This window comes from Reichenbachiella sp. (assembly GCF_033344935.1).
In the GTDB taxonomy this organism is placed as follows: domain Bacteria; phylum Bacteroidota; class Bacteroidia; order Cytophagales; family Cyclobacteriaceae; genus Reichenbachiella.
On sequence record NZ_JAWPMM010000001.1, the window covers coordinates 2,137,015 to 2,155,612 of the forward strand.

Here is an 18,598-nt window from a genome sequence, read left to right on the forward strand (position 1 = left end):
TGAGTTAAACACCAATGAAATATTATATGAATATGTATCAATGTTCCCTGCATTAGGTCGATAATAAAATTCTCTTTTTGAGTAGTTGAGAGTATCACCTTTAATGTCGACTAAGTTAAAAACTATTGAATCTTTACGGTTTGAATATGTCTGTTTTTGTCTCTTTATCGTCTCGTTAGAGTTATACTCATATGCAGTGAAGGTCGAATCAATTCTTGAAGGGTTATTAATGTCTAAGGTTTGAACGCAAAGTATTTCATCGTTCATTTAATTGTATCGATATACTTTTTTAGCGAGCAATTCCTTTCTTCGATGGTATTCTTTTGAAATCGTTCGTCCTAGTTCATTGAGTTCCTCCAATGTCCAGTAGCCTCCGCCACCAGAACCACTAAAACTTCTTGTAGTAATCGAACTAATCCCTTTCATGGCCTCTTCTTTTTTTAAGAGTTGAGATTGAGCCATTAATGTGTTCAGAAGTAGAAGGAGGACTGTGAAGGTTCTCATAATTCCTGCTAACGTACAGCTATCGGGCGTATGTCCGCAGCTAGTGAAAAGCAGCAATGTAGTGAAATCTGCCGAAGCTCACAACGGTTCCAAATGGCACTGCGTTCCGAAAATCAAAAATCTTGCGAGCAAAAGATGGTAGAAAGCACTGCCGATTCTCAGCGGCAGATTCACGGTCGAATTGCACTGCAACCAGCCAGAAAGCACTAAGACATATGCCCGATCAGCGTCTGTTATCAGCTTTATTCCGGTTCTGGTTTGTCAGTTAAGACCCATGGAATTTTGCACTCAAATTCGATTTGCACCAGTTCTTTCGTTTCCGAAAAAGCTGTTAAGGCGTTCCCATACCGAAAGCCAATGCTGAAGTTCTCAGATATAGGAGTTAGTTCAAGGGTATATCCGTTCCCGTCATGTCCAGTTGGGACTTCACAGTTCGGTCCTTCGAAGTTTCCCTTGAAATGAAACCAACCACCGTAATAATGTTGTTCGGGTGCAGTTCGTGCGTAATGACTTACTTCTGTTTCCTTCATCCAATTGATACCGAGTTTGTTAAAAAGTTCCTTGATTTCAGTTGGGTAGATGTTCGTTCGTTGAGCTGCAAAGTTCAGGCAGTTGTCACACCCACAAGACTCAACTCCTGGTGTTTCAATCCGTTCGTAAGTTTCCGAAATTGTTTGTTTGTCGACTGAAAAGTTCCAGTTCTTGAAGTTCAGGTTAACTCTGCTCATGGAAGTGGATTGCTGATAACAAATGGCTAACGTAATGTGTGTTATCCACTATATGTTTTTTCCCAAATCTAATGGATTAATAATTTGTTTGAAACTCGTATTGGCAACGTGAGTATAGATTTCTGTGGTTTGCGTAGAATTATGACCCAGCAGCGTCTGGATATATCGAATATCGGTTCCATTCTCTAGAAAATGTGTAGCAAAAGAATGTCGGAGCATATGAGGGGTGACTCGCTTCCTGATGCCTGCCTTTTTTGCCGCTTTGCTCACTATTTTACCAACGCTCGTTCCGCTGTAGGGCTCTTTTTTCGCACTTTCAAATAAGAATTTAGTTGGTCGATATTCCTTAAAATATTGACGCAATTCATTCAGCATACTTTCATTGAGCAATGTATATCGATCTTTGCCTCGTTTTCCGTCTCGCACTTTGATCATCATTCTGTTGCTTTCAATGTCCGTTGGAATGAGGTTGAGCAATTCTCCACGGCGCAATCCTGCAGAATAAAGTAAACTTATGATGCATCGATGTTTGATATTCTGTGTAACGCCAATCATCTTCATCACTTCTTTATGACTAAGCACCTCAGGTAACTTCTCCTTTTTTTGTGGTCGATCCACTTCATAAAATCGATTGGGCATTCCCATCACTACTTCGTAATAAAACTTGATAGCATTGATGGATTGATTGATATAGGCATCAGAACGCTTCTCGCCAATTAGAAATTTTAAATAGGCATTAATCTGTATTTCTGAAAGCTCATTGATTGGCTCATTTTCATAGTAATTGATAAATTTTTCAAATAGCGTAATGTAAGCCCGTGCAGTACTTGTAGCGTATTTTTTTAATTCCAGTTTCTGATAAAACTCCTCCGGACAATATCTCCAGCCTTCTTTGGGTAGTCGCTGACGGTAGCTGTCTACAGATAGCTCCTCATGTCCGTTTCTGACGGGTCTATTTGGAAAGAAATGCGAGCAGTTAATCCAGCATACTCCTTTGAATTTTGAAAAAATAAGATTCAAGTTTTCAGAATGGTTGGGTAGATACACCATGCCAAATTTTTCACTCCATCTAACTTCAGGCAAATCTTTCACAAGTGCCTGAATTACCTTGTCAGGATAAAATTTAAGACCAATCATCTTTTTGTTGTTGATAAAAAGATGTTTTAACGTGATATGTTTGGGTGTTTGAGTCGAATTCATGAGGCAAACCACGAAAAAAATAAAACAATAAGGTTATTTTTAAACGTGTAGTTACGTTTATAAACGTTTAATAACACGCTTATTTCACCAACCGAATCTGTATGGAAACTTCAAAATGCCTGCATTGCAATAAATCGATAACAGGTCGACAAGACAAGAGATTTTGTGATGCACAGTGCCGCTCTAATTTTCACAATCAAAACAAAAGAAAACATGAACGAGTGATGGGCGCCATCAACCGTCAGATTCGAAAAAACCGAACCATATTAAAAACACTTTGTCCTGAGGGCAAGGCTACTGTTCGAAAAGAAAGATTGTTGGACATGGGTTTTTCATTTCAATATTTCTCTTCTCAGTATATAGAAGGAAAGTTGCGCTATTATTTTTCTTACGAATATGGATTTGCTCCCATTATTCAGCACTCTCGTACAGAAGGTGCTCCTGTTCGCAAAGTGATTATTATACAATATCAAGAAAGTATGAAAGGGGCATTTGACCCTTGGCAGGGTCTCTGACTATATTTAAATACTATTATCGCTTGCCCAATATTTTTCTCAACCGATTATTAATTATCTCTGAGAGGTTCCAGAGTAGTAAGTCTTTATCAGTAGTGTTGTAGAATTGAATGACTACTGTGTCTATATCTTTATAGTAATTGGCAAAACTTTGATAGCCTGGTACCCAGCCAGAATGCTCATATTTGTAAATAGAAGTATAGATTTCTTGCTCATCGTTTTCGAACACTGATCCGTCATTCAATGCTCTTAAGAAGAGGCCGACATCTTCAGCTGTTGCTACCATTCCAAGATCGTCAGGCTTTAAATCGTACGGATGTCCAACATGGTAACCACTCATTACATCGTCCATATTTGTTTCTTTCAGTGATTCATAGGTATTGGTCAGATTGAGAGGCTCCAGGATTTCATTTTGCACAAATCGGAAGGTGTCGTGCCCTAGCTCATTACTCATGATCCTTCCAAGCAGTAGGTAGTTGGTGTTGCAATATTCATAGTCTTCTCCTGGATCAAAGTTTGCCGGTAGGTCCAGAATCAAGGAAAGATTTTCCTCATAAGTTCGAGAAGGAGCTGCCCAGAAGTTTGGTGCATTTGTATAATTGACAATCCCGCTTCGATGCTGAATCATGTTTCGCAATGTGATCTTCTCAGCATTTTCTATTCTGTCTGCCAATTCTGGCAGGTAATCAGCGAGTGTTTTGTCCAATGACAATCGCCCGGCACTTACCAATTTGGTTACGGCTACGGCATCATATAGCTTGCTGATACTCGCAATTTTGAACAGCGCGTGAGGATCTGCGGGTATGCGTTTTTCTCTATCATGCCATCCCGCTGCATAATAGGAAGGGGCTTCGCCTGCCTGATCTACATAGACGATCATGCCCTCATAGCCATATCCGATGGCTTCTTCCATTTGCGCTGGCAGCGTATCGGGCAGCGGCCGTATCCACGCCCAGACCAAAGTCCAGGGCACGAAGAACAAAGAGATTACGGTTCCTGTGAATAATAGAAATCTGGTAATGTTTCTGGTTTTATTGGTCATAAGATTAAATTCTTTAGGTTATTTATTATTTCGCCTGAACGAACCTTCTTACTAATCTAACTTGATATAAATGATCTTCAAAATCATGATTTATGCATTCAAATTTCGGTCTTGTTTTTAAGGATTCGAATTGTGCGCTTATAGACACTTTTGAGTCTGAGCCAATATATTTCTTTGCCACTAGTACTTACGAACTGCACTACTACTGCATCCATTTCGCTATGGTAACGTGCGATGCTCGTATAGCCTGGTAACCAACCTGTATGTTCGTAAGGATATACCGATGTATAAATGGCCTGCTCATCAGGTGAGAATAAGGTGCCATCAATGAGCGCCCTCAAAAAGATACTCACATCCTCCGCAGTGGCAATCATGGATCCTCCAGGCAAAGGAAATTCCAAATCTCTTAAGTCAGATCCCCCACTTTTTAGGTAGCCACTCATGACTTTTTGCATATCTACCTCGCTTGGAACATTGTAGGTGTTTTTTAAACCAAGTGGCTCTAATATTTCTTCACGAATGTACTTATGATGGGAGTAACCTAATGTCCGATCCAAGATTTCACCGATTAATAAATAGTTGCTGTTAGAGTAGCCATATTTCTTGTTAGGTTTAAAAACCGCCGGTTTATCATAAATTCTTGCGGCAAATGAGAGGTGATCGACAAATGATTCTCCTGCAACCTCTGGCTCAAAACTATAATCTAGCAACCCACTTCTATGTTGAATCATCATTTTGAGTGTGATTTCATTAGCGTATTCAATCTTGCCTTCAACTTCAGGGATCAGTTCGCCAAGTGTCTGATCCAGTGACAGTTTTTCCTCAGATATCAACAAGATAGTAGCTGCAGCTATATATAGCTTACTGATACTAGCGATTTTGAACAATGCATTTGGATCGGCGGGAATTTGGTCTTCTCTGTTTTTCCATCCTGCTGCATACAATTGAATTTCACCCGGTCGATTCACACAAACGATGACACCATCCATACCATGATCTACCGCATCTTTTAATTGTTCCTCAACTGTGTTTGGCAGAGGCCGTAGTCCCAAAGCACAACCCGACAAAAGAACCATGACATAAGCTAATGCTATCGATGGAATGGTTGGAAGAGATATTGATATGCTCTTTTTCATTTTTGAATTGTACTTATAATCTGATATCCAAAGAATTGGAATTCTGACTTATCGGAAAATGGTTTAAAAATTAAACCCTACATATATATTGGGTTCAAAAAGAAAGTAGTTTACCCATTTATCGTCCAACTCTTTAAATCCATCCGGAGCATTGTTATCGAACATCCAGTGTTGACAATGAACCTGAGGTTCTATGAACCATCGTTTTTTCTTACCCAATGCGATATGGTAGCCCAAGTGATAGGAATTATAAAGTTTAAAACCATTTCCAAGTTTATTACCGTCTAGGTCGATATAGGTTTGAAATTGTGGTAGAACTTCCACAGTTGCAAATAGACCCTTCCATAGCATTCGTTGATATGTTATGCCTATTCCTGATTCTCGTACATGTCCTGGATAGAATTCACTTTCTGTCTCTAGCTTATCCAAAAGACCATCCCACCACTGGATCCCCATAGGTTGAAACAATCGCCAAGTGGCCAACTTCAAGCCTATGATATTCTTATTATCCAGATTCCGCTTTACATGAAGCTCTATCATTTGTGTACTTGTCCGAGCGTCCCAGTCCCCAAAGTTCTTTCCTATGCGATCTGTTATGATAAAATAAGGTAAGCTTACCCTCCACTTATGGGCTACTTCAGTTTTTTCACTATCAGGAGAGTTAGTTTGAGCAAAAGCACTTAGTGTGCAAAAAAGTAAAAGAATTGTAAATTGGCTTTTCATGACCTCAATATTTTAATGTTCTATGTGATTAATTATTTTTCACAAAGATCAGAAAGGAGTGAAAGTGAGACCTATCAGCTATGCATCAAACTCCATAAAGTATGTTGAAGTCATAAAAACTATGAAGCAGGGATATAAATTATGAAGCAAACAACTGAATTCTTCCTGGTATTATGGGAAATATTAGTAGTGTTAGTTAGCTATAGACAGTACCAATTTAAACCACCTAAAAACCGTATCAGACGTATCATTCAACACTAAGAACTTTGTAGATTTAGTAAAATCCATCATCCGTGAATACGTCCCCATTGAACAATTTGGTAAAAGTTATAAACCTACCACCCCAACAACTCCTTCAACTTGGCATATCCAGAAGCACTTACCACCACTTCGTCACCATTTTTGAGTTGAGCCAAGTGGGTCTCTTTACCGTATTTTTCAATTTTTTCTATTTGTGAAACCTGCACAATGGACGAACGATGCACACGAGCAAACTTCTTGGGATCAAGCACCTGTTCCAGATGCTTCATGGTTTGCTTTTTCAGGTGTTTGCCTTTGGCGGTGATGATTTCAGAATAGTCGTCTTGTGCGGCGATGCGGATTACTTCTTCTGTAGGGATGATGTCGATTTTGGTGCCGTCTTTTACTACCAGTCGATGCGTAGGTTCTTGTAAGTAGTCCTGTACCAGCGCTTCAGTAGCAACTGGTGTTGCTGACTTGTTCATAAGCGTTAGCGCTTTTGCAAGACCGTCTTCAAACCGTTCTCGGTTGTAGGGTTTGAGTAAATAATCTGCTGCGTGCTGTTCGAATGCTTTCAAGGCATATTGGTCGTAGGCCGTGGAAAAGATAATGGTGGGAGGGTTGTCGATCAGCTCTAGCAGTTCGAAGCCCGTCAGTTTTGGCATTTGTATATCGAGGAAAATCAGGTCGGGATTCTGAGACTGGATCAATTTGAGTCCGTCAAAGCCATTTTCGGCTTCACCTACCAATTCAAATGCTGGATGATCCTTGAGAAAGTGTTTGATTACTTCTCTGGCTGGTGGTTCGTCGTCGATGATGATTACTTTATGAACACTCATAGTTTATTATTGGTCTTGTTGAGGAATGGTCAGTTGAACTTTGTATTGGCTCTTTTCTTTGTGCGTTTTCAATAAATCAGCACTTTCATAGATCAGCTGTAGCCTGCCTCTCACATTTTTTAGGCCTATGCCTTTTCCTTTGTGAGCCACAGCGTCATCTTCTATACTGTTGGTGATTTCTATTTGCAAATGCTTATCACTGTACGAAATTTGAACCGATATGGTACTGGCAGCTGTGCTTTCGTATACGCCGTATTTTATCGCATTTTCAATCAATGGCTGAAGAATGAGATTGGGTAATTTGGCCGATTCTGGAATCGATTCAGCGCCTTCGAAATTAACTTCTAGTTTTTTGCCAAATCTAAGTTTTTCAATTTCCAGGTATAGCTGGATAGTTTCTATTTCCTGTCGGAGTGAAACCAATTCAGTTTCAGAATGGCCTATGGTATATCGGAGGAAGGAAGAGAGCTTGACGATCATCTCGTGTGCATCTTCAGGTCTGGTGAGCGTAAGTGAGCTAATGGAATTGAGGCTATTGAAAATGAAATGAGGGTTGATCTGGGCTTTGAGCATACTAAGCTCAGTTTCTTTTAGGGTTGATTGCATTTCAATCTCTCTGATCTGTTTCTCCTTATAATTTTCATAGAAGATCAGCAGGTAATAAACCAAAGAGACCAAAAGGTAATAGATGGTACCCAAAGCTATTCTCCACCAAAGGTCCACAATAGAAGCTTGGCGAATAGAGGAATCATAGCCTAATAAATACCCGGTAATAAAATAACTAGTGGCCAGCCATAAAAAGATAAGTAATGCTCCAGCTGCGAGATGGCTCATCAGCGCATTCCACAAACTACCATCTGTAAGTCCTGTAAATCGAACAATAAACCAAATGCTTAATCCAACCGATGCGAAACCTATACCGTAGATGGTAGCTTCAATAAGAGCCAGCGACCAGACGATTTGCTGCCCCCAATGAAGGAGCATGGTATGGATGATAATCAATAGAAGCCAAAATAGCCCGTAAACCAACAGATGGTCTCTGCTTTTTAGAATGGGGTTGATCATGGCTTTAGGTTAGTAGTTCTTTATTTCCCCGCCTCCGAATAAAACAAATCCTTTGATTCGAAGTATCTTTTTAGGTCCAGTTTCTGCAGGCTTTACAAACTTTCGTTTGTCCACCAAAGCACCAAATATGGCAGTTACTTCCATTTGGACTTCCCAGTCCGACGGAACGATGAAGGTAAATCCACCAAAGACAGCCAAAACTTCCAGGGTGTGATTGCCTTCGGCGAGTTTTGATCCGGTCATATCGTAGCTCGCGCCACCAAATACAGCACTGGTTTGGCCTCCTTTGAATTGATCAGACCGAACTTTTACTTCACCGCCTCCCATGATATTAGAGTCGTTTAGATAATCGAATGATTCGCCAGATACTTTTCGTTTGAACTCAATTTTTCTCTTATTTAAGAGAAGGAAACCCGCAGCTATCATTAGTCCAGGCCAAAAAACTCTACTCATGCCAATATTGATATGATACTCTTGCCAAACAAAGGTGGCTAGGATGAAGTAACAGGCAACACCCACCATCAAGAAGCCGGGCAGCTTATTGGGTTTGGTAGCGATGATAATCAATCCAATAATTAACACAATCCCTTTCCAGTTGAAAGCTAAATTTTCAATTACACCAGGTAGGAGGTTGAAATTAACGAGTAAGAAAACTGCGCCTAAACACACCAGGATAATGCCTATGGTATTTGATCTACTTTCTATTTTGTGATGTCTCATTTCTATAAGGATTCTGATCTACAAGATACGGCGAGTTGTTTGATTTTTAAAAATCACCCAGGTTCCAATAGGAGCGCTGGGTGACTGAGTGTTGGGTTATTCTGAGTTTATTTCTTAGACGTAGTTTTTTACTTCTCCACCACCGAATAATACTGTGCCTTTGATTAGCAATTCTTTGGTAGCATCTGTTTTGTCTTCACTAGAAAATTTTCTACAGTCGCTAAATCCACCAAAGATAGAGGTGACTTCCAAGCGTACATTCCAATCTGAGGGAACAATGAAGTTGGCACCTCCCATCAGTATCAAAACATCTATTTCTTGAGTGCCTTCAGCCAAATTACACTTGCTGAGGTCGTAAGTGCCTCCGCCCATCAGTGTGGTTACTTTTCCTCCTTGAAAGTTGTCGGAAGTGATAGACATATCTCCACCACCAAGCATGGCTGTGACGTTTATATGGTCGGCATCATTGGGAGGAGTTTTCTTCCCTATTTCATCGGCAACCTGATCAGCTGCATTTGTAAAAACATGAGCGGATACTATCGGACTTTTGCTTTTTCTGCTAAGTATGACCAATCCAATCACTATCAAAAGAACGGGCCAAAAAAGCTTACGTGTATCGTACCAATGCCAGTCGAATTCATAAGACAAGACATCGGACATGATAAAGAAACCGCCTACTGCCATCAGTATGATGCCAGGGCTTTTATTTTCTTTGGATGAAAGGAATATTGCTCCGATAATAATCATGATTCCTTTCCAATTGAATAGGTAGTAAGAGATTTCGTAAGGAATCAAGTCCAAATTGTCAAGTAGAAATAGTGTGCCTAATGCGATGAGTATGAGGCCTACTGCTCCTGATCGAGAACCAGATGATGGTGTTTTTTGTGATGTACGTTTTGACATGGTTTTATGAGTTATTGATTACGATACAATATTACGCCTTCGTCTATGGCTGGGGCATATTGAATCGGCCAACCCGGTGATAAAATAGGTAAAACCGGAGCTACACTGTGTTAATATATTATTCTTCCAGGGTTAGACTACCTTAAGGGAAATAGCTATACAGGCTGTTTCCATCAAAACCAAAAACTCAAAAGCATGAAACGAATTTATTTATTGACGCTGGCCATAAGTTTGGCAGTGACGAACCTTCAAGCACAAAACGAGGGACTAAAAAAGTTAGATTTTTTTATTGGAGAATGGGAGCTGACTACAAAAGCGAGTCGTCCAGATGGATCTGTGATGATGGGTAAGGCCCGGACAAAGGCCTATTACATATTAGATCAAACGGCGATTCAAGATGATTTTTTTGCTTTGGATCCAAATGATAATATTGTTTTCAGAGGAACCAGTATTCGCAGCTATAATCGACAGTCAGGTAAGTATCAAATCGTTTGGGTAATGCCGGGTGTCAATGGTATTACTGATATTTCTGGTGTGATGTCCAATGGGAAGCTCGTGACCACGGGAAAGGGCTATGATGGTAACGGTGAATTTCTTGAACGATTCGAATATTACAATATCAAGCCGGATAGCTACTCATTTAAGATGGACCGGTCGTATGATGGAGGAAAGACCTGGCTAGTCAATTTCTCGAGTTTTGACGCAAAAAAAGTGAAGTAGTCGAAACCACTTCACTTATACCTTTTTCTATTTGCTATTTGTCTTCTTAGAGTGATTCGCCTAGAGAAGCCAATCTTTTGCTTGGAATCATTCCTTTGATAGAGATGGACTGCTCATTCATAACGTATTTAAGCTTTCCTTCTGAGATGTAGATCACGGCGTTAGCACCTTTTTGGATGTGATCTTTGTCTTCACTGACCAGTAAGACACTTTTTTCGTACAAACTAGCGTACAGTGGTTTTATCAAACCACCCTGTGCTTTAGATAGATAGACCAAATGACATTTTTCAGCATCGCTGGTGTTGTTCAATTTGACTACCTCCAAGTTGTCTTTGCGTGAAGCAAATCGAACCAATTCTGCGTAAATAGGGGAATTTCCCATTACACCAACCTTAATCACAGAAGGGTTGTTAGGCCATACGATGTATTCCGTGAATTTGTAAACAAGCAAAGCCTTGAATTTATCCGATTCATCCGAAAATGCGGAGAAGCTCAAAGTCATGCATAGTGCTGCTACTACAAATGATCTCATTTTTAAGTTTTTAAGTGGATGTAAGCCATCGATTTATTTACCAATTCCTACAATGCAAAGGTGACTATAAGTGGAATCCCTATCAATAGAGTATTCTCTGAATTTTGTAGGGTATATGCGTAATTTACTTACTACGCATAAACCAAAGCGTAATACCCTCACTTGTGTAATCCCAGGTGTGGTAGACCTCAAACCCAAACCTTTCATACACCCTCTTGTTCTTGGCTATGGAGGTTTCTAGATAAATGGGAAGATTCTGTTTCTCTGCCTCATCAAATACCGCTTTTTGTAGCTCGTAGGCGGCTCCTTTTCCTTTGCCTTCATCGCTCACCCCAAAAAACCAGAAATACATGAAATCACCCGATTGCGGTCGTTGTTTTTTTACGTAGCTATCTCTTTTTAGTACTTTGAATATTCTTTCTATTCCAATAGCTGTAAATGCCAACACCAATTGGTTCCAGTAGTCTTTCAGGTTTTCCTTATGACTATTGAATCTATAGCAGACGGCTACACCCGTTCGGTCTGAGGATAAAAAAATAGCGTTTCTTCTGAGGGCCGTTCTAAAAACATACCGTGCCAGCCATCTCATCCGCTGTGGTTCTTTCTTGTCGTTTTTAATAACGGAAAGAACACTGGGATTGTAGGGGAAGGATTCCGCGATGATATCAATGACTAATCCTTCGTCGGCTTTGGTGGCTTTTTGCATAGGTGATCTGATCAAAGCGCTAAAATAGTAGTAAGTGTTGGAATGAAAAATAAAAAGCCATTCCTATAAACTGGAATGGCTTTTACCCCTCAATTCTTCCCACAATATTTTACATCGGGTGGAGGATTAAAACTTATAGTTGAGTCCTACTCCGAACATTCTTCCGATTCGTGAACGTGTCACATTAAACACTGGTCTCGCATTGGCTTCAATGCCTTCATTGAAAATGTCATTTCCAAATACATAGCCCGTGAGATCACCATCCAACCATTTCTTTTCCACTCTTACATTGATGATGGTACGGTCATTGTCTGGCGCTACCGCTACTGTGTTTGCTTCTGGAAGCGCAATATTTTCAAATCGCTCTTGAGCCGTTAAATAGTTGCCCTGAGTATTGAATGTAGTGCCATATATCATACTCATGCTGAAGTTGATTTGCCTTGGCAGATCAAAATCCCCTTTGAATCTGAAAACATGTGATGGAACTTTTGAAACCTCGGGCGTCATATCCTTGTCAGTTACAATGGCTGGATCGTTGACATCGAAATCTGGATTCTCTTGAAGCTCCCATGTTGATTTTAAATAGGAGTGGGTTAACTCAAAACTAACACCATGAACGGGGATAATTTTCACAGTACTTTCTGTTCCTAAAGTAGTTCCTTGCACATAGTTTCCGTATAGATAATAGGTGGCCAATCGTCCTGGCTGAGTAGCTGATTCGCTATTCTGCTCAGCTGCTGCCTCCGGAGAAATACCTATTCCATCCTGAATACTCGTATAATAAAAGTTGGACTCAAATGTTAGCTGATTGTCAATATTAGCTCGAAACCCTGCTTCCCAAGTTCTGAAACGAGTAGGTACTGTGCTAGAGCCGTTTTTAACAGCTACGCTAGGATTGCTAGATATCAACCCTTGGGCAGTAGCATCAATAGTAGCTTGACCCGTCGGAGAGGCTATAAAGGCATCAGCTTGAGCCTGAGCAGTGGCATCATCTGCTCCGCCTGCAATTGTCGCATCGTATGCATTTTGGTAAACACCCTGAGTGGCTGCCTGTGTCCATGCTGCTTCTGACGGAGTTTGGAACAAAAACAAATCAATATTTGTGTTGTTGAAACCTGGTGTACTGAAGGACTGAGTGAAACCTCCCCATAGCGTGAGGTTTTCTGTAGGAATATAACTCACTTTGGCCATTGGAGACAAATAAAAGTCGTCGTTCACCAAAGAGTAGTTTTCAGCTTTGATACCTACCAAGAAATTAAGTTTACCATCAGCCAATTTGATCTTGTCCTGGATGAAAGCTCCTTTCAAAGATTCGGTACTCTGAGGGTCTACATAATTGATAGCGCTAGTCGCATTGATGTCATGTACGTCGATTTTGTTGATTCTATAATTAAAACCTACACTCAAATCGTTCTTATCACCTAATGATAAGTTGTCCTGAACTTCTAAGTCATACGTGGAGTTGGAAATTTCGAAACCTCCGGAAAGTCTGTTGAAATCATTTTCCATGTTGGAAGATACTCTCACGAATAAACTGTGATTATCATTGAAACTATGGTCATATCTCAAGTTGCCTACAAAACGATTGGCACTTACATCCTTTTCAACTAAAACATCATTGCCAGAGAAAGCAAAGTCATCACCGTAATAACTGCTGTAGTCAATTGTTTTGAGGGTGTTGTAATGTGTATTCAATGAAATGGCACCTTGTTCACTCACCTTATACTTAGCTTTCATACCCAGACTAAACATGTCTATTTTCTCAAAATCTTCTGTGAATCGGCTATTGGCAACGACTTGATCTCCATTTTCATCTTGACCGGCCAATGATTCCCATCCTTTGAAGAGTCTCATTTTCCCATAACCTGAGATGGAAAAATTGTCACTTAATGCGCCGCCAGCTCTCAAGCTAGTAGCAACATATCCAGCAGACCCACCTTCAGCCCTTGCATTGATTCCATCATAGTTGTCCGGAGTTTTAGTGAAAATATTCACAACGCCAGTAGCGGAATTGGCACCGTAGACAGTTCCTCCAGATCCGCGAATCACTTCGATTCTGTCAATTTCATCCAGAGGGATATCGAAGTTTCGGAATGAAAAGGATGAAGACATCAAATCCTGAATAGGAGTGCCATCTAGTAGATAAAGAACGGTTCCTGTTAATCCATTAGTTACTTGTGAGTATCTGACGTTAGATTCAGCATTTGAATATTCGTCTTGCACGCCCCAGTAACCTGGAACTAATCTTAATACTTCGTGTAGGGTAGTGGCACCTGAGTGCTCAATATCCTTGGAAGTCACCACATAAATAGAAGAAGAAACGTCTTGTAGTCTTTCAGCTTTCTTAGAAACCGAAGTAATCTCAAGATTCATTAAATCTTCCAACGACATGTCAAACATGTTTTCGTCAATGTCCTGAGCAAAAAGGCTCGGGCTCATTATCATACACATACATAGTGTGTAGTAGGATAAAATGATTTTAAAATGCTTCATATTGTTTTGTTTAGGGCGTATTCTCTCGTGCCATCTTCCGATGGCCTGAAATTCGCCTGAATTAAAGGTTTTTCTTGAGTTAGATTGGTTTGCCTAGTGCCAGTAATTTGGAACTAGGGATCATTTTTTTGTTTCTGATACTTTTCTCGTCTATGAGAAACCTGAGTTTACCACTTTCAAGATAGAACCCTATGTCAGAGCCCTTTCCTGTAAGATCACTGTTTTCCGATACGACTAAAACGCTCCTGCTTCCAATGGCCGAATTGTATGCGCTTAATTCGGAATTTTCGGAATTTGGAAGAAAAATAATGTCGCATTTCCCAGCGTCATTTGGGCCGGTAATATCTAATACCGTCATGTTGCCTTTGGATGCGGCAAAATTGGATAGCTCTTTTGATACTCCAGATTTGCCTGCAACACCGACTGTCACATTCTTTTTGCCTGATGGCCATTCTATGTATTCGGCAAACTTGTAAATGAAAAGTGCTTTGAATTTACTTTCCTGAGCTTGACTTTGATGGGAGAGTCCCAACGTCAGGAATAGTGCTAATCCAAATATGATTTTATTTTGCTTCATAAAGTTTTGATTTGAGTCAGTTCTTTTTGATTAGTTATTTTCTTTTTTCGCCAATTTGAATTTACTCATGCTGTCTTTCAGTCCGGTCGCTACATGAGTCAATTGTTCAGATTTTTGGCTGTAATTTTCCATTCCGGAAGATAATTCCGTTGCCGAACTTGCCACTTCTTCCGTACCTGCTGCTGTTTGTTCTGCAATTACCACGACTGATTCGGTGATGGAAACCACCTTGCCAATATCTGTTTGTTGTGTTTGAGTTGCATTTACAATTTCCTCTGAATAGGATAAGGTTCGGGTGGTAGAGTCTGCAATTTCTTTAAATACTTCAGAGGCTTCTGTTGATGCTCGACCACCCACTTTAACACTCTGATTCATCGTTTCCATCACTTGTGCTGCTTGCTCAGTATCCTTCTGTACATCTGCTACCAAGGTTTCAATTTCTCTTGCTGAGCTCCGAGAATCTTCAGCTAGTTTTCTAATTTCTTCTGCTACTACAGCAAATCCTCTTCCAGCATCACCGGCCTGAGCCGCTTCTATCGCCGCGTTCAGAGCCAAAAGGTTTGTTTGAGAAGCGATTTCTGTAATTACCCCAAGTACTCTTGTGATCTCTTCAGATCGTTGAGTAAGCACTTTGATAGAGTCATTAGTTTTTACGGAGTAGACCGCTATTTCTTCCATACTGGTAGCCACGTTGTCCACCATTTCTTTACCTTTTTTGCTACTGTCAACACCGGATTTAGCTGCCTCATTAATATTGGCGGCTTTGCTACCCATTTCATTGGATGAATTTCTAATACCTTCTACCAAGTTGGAAGCTTCATCCACTTTCACTACTTGATTCTGTGCGCCAGTGCTCATTTGTCCAATAGCGGAAGCTATTTCTCCTGTGTTGGCTGACATTTCTTCACTAGCATTGAGCATTTCAGTAGAGGCTTCTTCTACTACAATCGCACTATCCGTAATTTGAACCAAGAGATCGTTCAGGTTAGAAGTGGCCTTGTTCAAGTTGCTAACCAAAGTGTAAATGTCTCCTTTAGAATCTAACTGGTACTTATGAGTCAAGTCTCCATCGGCCAGAGCAGTAACAATTTTATTTACTTCGAGAATTGGGGTAGCAATAGAATGAAGCAAATGGTTGATGGCATCGCTTAGTTGTAACCAGGCACCTGCTTTAGCGTCGGTAGAAATGCGAGTATCCAGTCTGCCTTCTTCTCCAGCTGCTTTCACTACTTCATTGGTCTCGTTAATTACCTCCTTAAGATTGGATCGCATGGATAACAAGGCATGTCCCAATACATCATTTTCACTAAGCGCCTGGAAATCTGCTTCTAAATTGCCTTTACCAACTTCGCTGGCAAACTCAGATGAGGATCTAAATCCTTGAATAAGTGAATTAATACCGTGACTCATTTCGCCTATTTCATCATTGTTCATCACCGTAATAGACTCTGGAATCACACCAAGACGTATTTGAGCGATTTTTTCTTGCAGGGCTTTAACAGGTTTTGTAATGTTTCTCGATAGCCATCCGGAAATAACCAATCCAAATATGGCCCCGACTAACCCTAAGATGAATATGGCGAGACTTAAGTCGGAAAATGAATTTTCCATTTCAAGACTGATACTATTGGTTTCTGCTGATTTGGCTGCCATGGTAGCATCCAGCCTTTCTATTAATTCATCACAGATGGGGATAATATTGCCCTCTACTAGATCCTCACAAACAAAGAGCGTCATAGCATCCTCATAGGCCAATGCAGAATTAAGACTTTCCATGATGGTTTTCTGATCACTCAATATTGATTCAAAGGTTTCCAGAATTGATCCCATCACTTCCGCTTCTTCTGGGTGAGTAGTGGTAATGATAGTTTGTAATTTCTCTTTTAGTTCAGGATAAGTTTCTTGATGGATAACTCTCAGCTTTTCTTTATCCTTTTCATACCGGCTCACATATACCCAATTGGTCGAATATGCCTTACTGTCTTTGATAAGATTTCTGAAATCGCCGTAGGTATCTAGTGTTGGATAAACATCTTTAAAAACTTTGTTCAGTAGATCAATACTGTTGTTTAGTGTACTATAAGTATATAGTCCATTCAAAGTGATCACTCCTATGAGGATATAAAAACTAAGTCGGATTTTTCTTCCGATAGTAAAATTGAATTTTATCAGATGCCTTAGCTCCATCATTATGTTGATTCTGTTATGTTCTGACTTTAATTTAATAAAATCAAAGCAAACTGAGTTTATAAATGTTAATTCTATTGGTCAAGAAATATTATCAGAATTAACTTTCTACAAAAGTACAGTGGTGAAGTTGTTTAAGACAATAAGCGGAACTACTCAATTTTCGATTAGGAGAATATACGGATAGTTGTATGTTGGTACATATAGGTAAAATATTTGAATCTTTCAGAATAGCAGAGATAGGGGCGTATTTGGCCTAACTTCATGAAGTAGGGTTTGTAGTTATCCAATAATACCTTATAAAGGCTGAATTTCTAATGCTTGCGCATCGTGTATTAAAATAATGATTTCAATCATGTCTCACAAAACATGGCTTTTAATCACCATTAGTTTTTCTCTTGTCATGTCGTGCATCGAATGCGGGATGCTGCCTAATCCAAGACCAGAAGAGTCGCGTCCCCCAAATGGCATCCAATCCACCCTAAAGGCTGTATGATCGTTGACCATCACAGCCGTGGAATTGAGTTTTTTTACAGTGTCAAGGGCAATGTTGATATCTTTGGTGAATACGGAAGATTGAAATGCAAATTCTAATGAGTTGGCTCTATCGATAGCTTCTTGTCGGTCAGTATAAGAATAGATACATACCACGGGGCCAAAGATTTCCTGCGAAGAAACCTTGCAGTCTTCCGAGGGATTAAGAATAATAGTCGGTTCGTAAAAGGTATCTGAAAGCTTTTGTCCGCCACAAATTATTTTAGCTCCTTTGTCTTTAGCTTCAGTTACCCATTCGTGAACTCGGTCAACTTCTTTCGGTAGAATAAGAGGACCTACCTCGGTTTCTTTATCAAGTGGGTTGCCAGACACTAGCGCCCTCACCTGGGAGTCCATTTCTTCTACGATTTCATCTATAATAGATTCATGGGCATATATACGCTGTACTGATACACACACTTGTCCAGCGTGGTAGAAGCCTCCTTTGACTAAGGCAGGTATCATAGTTTTGATATCAGCATCTGGCTCTATGATGACAGGAGCCGCTCCGCCATGTTCGAGTGCGCAGCGGGTACCAGGAGCCAATTTAGATCTTAAGTACCAGCCAACTTTTGCAGATCCGATGAAAGAAAAGAAATTGACTTTTGGACTTGTAACTAATTGTTCTGCCACCTCATTTTCACATGGCATGCAAGTACACCACCCTTTTGGGAGTCCGGCAGATTCAAATATTTCAACCAGCAGCAAGCAAGTCAGTGGAGTGGTTGGAGCTGGTTTGATTATGACAGGACTTCCCACTGCTATGGCCGGAATGGTCTGATGTATGATCAAATTAATCGGATGATTGAAGGCGCTAACTGAAGCCACTACACCAATGGGTTCCCGCATGGTATAGGCGATACGATTGGCTGATGAAGCCGTGTGTCCCATCGCAATTTCTTCTCCCTTCAGATGTCCCATGTTTTCGATGGCCAGTTTTACTCCATTGATGGCACGTTTCATTTCTACTTCAGTATCCATCCATGGCTTGCCACCTTCCATGGCGGAAACTTGAATGATTTCTTCTGAACGCTCTTCCATCAAGAAGGCAATGTTTTCAAGAATTTCAACTCTTTGATGTTTTGGAATCCATTGGGTCTGGTCTGAGAATAGCGCATGGGCTCGATCTATGGCTCCACTCATTTCTTTGCTTGTGGCTAGCGGTATTTCTTTAATCAATGATTGATCGAAAGGTGCGTAAACAGATAGTTTTGACATAGCAGTAATAAAGTTA

General features: G+C 40.3%; 18 protein-coding genes. 2 read left to right on the forward strand and 16 right to left on the reverse strand.

Translation table 11 applies throughout. The annotated features are described in order from the left end of the window. Positions 1 to 267 precede the first annotated feature (267 nt). From R8N23_RS09200 to xerA, 3 genes are all read right to left on the reverse strand, one after another. Positions 268 to 462 (reverse strand): hypothetical protein, encoded by a 195-nt coding sequence (locus tag R8N23_RS09200; RefSeq protein ID WP_318171296.1) that lies wholly within the window; start codon positions 460 to 462, stop codon positions 268 to 270. 284 nt (positions 463 to 746) lie between these two features. Beyond that, entirely contained in the window at positions 747 to 1,232 is a 486-nt protein-coding gene (locus tag R8N23_RS09205) for a hypothetical protein (protein ID WP_318171297.1), read from the reverse strand. 48 nt (positions 1,233 to 1,280) lie between these two features. Next, the gene (gene xerA, locus R8N23_RS09210) at positions 1,281 to 2,369 is read right to left on the reverse strand and encodes a site-specific tyrosine recombinase/integron integrase (protein WP_318171298.1); all 1,089 of its coding nucleotides are present in this window, start codon (positions 2,367 to 2,369) and stop codon (positions 1,281 to 1,283) included. A gap of 164 nt (positions 2,370 to 2,533) precedes the next feature. Here xerA and R8N23_RS09215 point away from each other — a divergent pair, with 164 nt between their 5' ends. After that, positions 2,534 to 2,947 (forward strand): hypothetical protein, encoded by a 414-nt coding sequence (locus R8N23_RS09215; RefSeq protein ID WP_318171299.1) that lies wholly within the window; start codon positions 2,534 to 2,536, stop codon positions 2,945 to 2,947. A 16-nt stretch (positions 2,948 to 2,963) separates the two neighbouring features. Here R8N23_RS09215 and R8N23_RS09220 read toward each other — a convergent pair whose 3' ends face one another. From R8N23_RS09220 to R8N23_RS09250, 7 genes are all read right to left on the reverse strand, one after another. Then, complete coding sequence (locus tag R8N23_RS09220; RefSeq protein ID WP_318171300.1) at positions 2,964 to 3,989, reverse strand: serine hydrolase domain-containing protein; 1,026 nt, start codon at positions 3,987 to 3,989, stop codon at positions 2,964 to 2,966. A gap of 98 nt (positions 3,990 to 4,087) precedes the next feature. Continuing rightward, positions 4,088 to 5,125: a serine hydrolase domain-containing protein gene (locus R8N23_RS09225; RefSeq protein WP_318171301.1), complete on the reverse strand. Its 1,038-nt coding sequence runs from the start codon at positions 5,123 to 5,125 to the stop codon at positions 4,088 to 4,090. Between the two features lie 63 nt (positions 5,126 to 5,188). Beyond that, complete coding sequence (locus R8N23_RS09230) at positions 5,189 to 5,848, reverse strand: hypothetical protein (protein ID WP_318171302.1); 660 nt, start codon at positions 5,846 to 5,848, stop codon at positions 5,189 to 5,191. Between the two features lie 335 nt (positions 5,849 to 6,183). Further along, positions 6,184 to 6,927, reverse strand: a complete 744-nt coding sequence (locus tag R8N23_RS09235) for a LytTR family DNA-binding domain-containing protein (RefSeq protein ID WP_318171303.1) — start codon at positions 6,925 to 6,927, stop codon at positions 6,184 to 6,186. 6 nt (positions 6,928 to 6,933) lie between these two features. Next, on the reverse strand, positions 6,934 to 7,992 hold the full coding sequence (locus tag R8N23_RS09240) for a sensor histidine kinase (RefSeq protein WP_318171304.1): 1,059 nt from the start codon (positions 7,990 to 7,992) through the stop codon (positions 6,934 to 6,936). Positions 7,993 to 8,001: 9 nt separating this feature from the next. Next, complete coding sequence (locus R8N23_RS09245) at positions 8,002 to 8,712, reverse strand: LiaF transmembrane domain-containing protein (protein WP_318171305.1); 711 nt, start codon at positions 8,710 to 8,712, stop codon at positions 8,002 to 8,004. A gap of 114 nt (positions 8,713 to 8,826) precedes the next feature. After that, positions 8,827 to 9,615 carry a LiaF transmembrane domain-containing protein gene (locus R8N23_RS09250; RefSeq protein ID WP_318171306.1) on the reverse strand — a complete coding sequence of 263 codons (789 nt, stop codon included), beginning with the start codon at positions 9,613 to 9,615 and terminating at the stop codon, positions 8,827 to 8,829. A 195-nt stretch (positions 9,616 to 9,810) separates the two neighbouring features. On the opposite strand from R8N23_RS09250, the gene R8N23_RS09255 reads away from it, so the two are divergent. Further along, positions 9,811 to 10,335 (forward strand): hypothetical protein, encoded by a 525-nt coding sequence (locus R8N23_RS09255; RefSeq protein ID WP_318171307.1) that lies wholly within the window; start codon positions 9,811 to 9,813, stop codon positions 10,333 to 10,335. 46 nt (positions 10,336 to 10,381) lie between these two features. Here R8N23_RS09255 and R8N23_RS09260 read toward each other — a convergent pair whose 3' ends face one another. The 6 genes from R8N23_RS09260 to R8N23_RS09285 all read right to left on the reverse strand — a co-directional run bounded on the left by R8N23_RS09260 (position 10,382) and on the right by R8N23_RS09285 (position 18,582). Beyond that, positions 10,382 to 10,867, reverse strand: a complete 486-nt coding sequence (locus R8N23_RS09260; RefSeq protein ID WP_318171308.1) for a YfiR family protein — start codon at positions 10,865 to 10,867, stop codon at positions 10,382 to 10,384. Positions 10,868 to 10,991: 124 nt separating this feature from the next. Further along, positions 10,992 to 11,573, reverse strand: coding sequence for a GNAT family N-acetyltransferase (locus tag R8N23_RS09265; RefSeq protein WP_318171309.1), 582 nt, complete (start codon positions 11,571 to 11,573; stop codon positions 10,992 to 10,994). Between the two features lie 126 nt (positions 11,574 to 11,699). Then, a complete protein-coding gene (locus R8N23_RS09270; RefSeq protein ID WP_318171310.1) occupies positions 11,700 to 14,066 on the reverse strand; it encodes a TonB-dependent receptor plug domain-containing protein in 2,367 nt (788 codons plus the stop codon). 79 nt (positions 14,067 to 14,145) lie between these two features. Then, positions 14,146 to 14,643 carry a YfiR family protein gene (locus tag R8N23_RS09275; RefSeq protein ID WP_318171311.1) on the reverse strand — a complete coding sequence of 166 codons (498 nt, stop codon included), beginning with the start codon at positions 14,641 to 14,643 and terminating at the stop codon, positions 14,146 to 14,148. A 30-nt stretch (positions 14,644 to 14,673) separates the two neighbouring features. Further along, positions 14,674 to 16,833, reverse strand: a complete 2,160-nt coding sequence (locus tag R8N23_RS09280) for a methyl-accepting chemotaxis protein (protein WP_318171312.1) — start codon at positions 16,831 to 16,833, stop codon at positions 14,674 to 14,676. Positions 16,834 to 17,190: 357 nt separating this feature from the next. Continuing rightward, the gene (locus R8N23_RS09285; RefSeq protein ID WP_318171313.1) at positions 17,191 to 18,582 is read right to left on the reverse strand and encodes an aldehyde dehydrogenase family protein; all 1,392 of its coding nucleotides are present in this window, start codon (positions 18,580 to 18,582) and stop codon (positions 17,191 to 17,193) included. Positions 18,583 to 18,598: the final 16 nt, after the last annotated feature.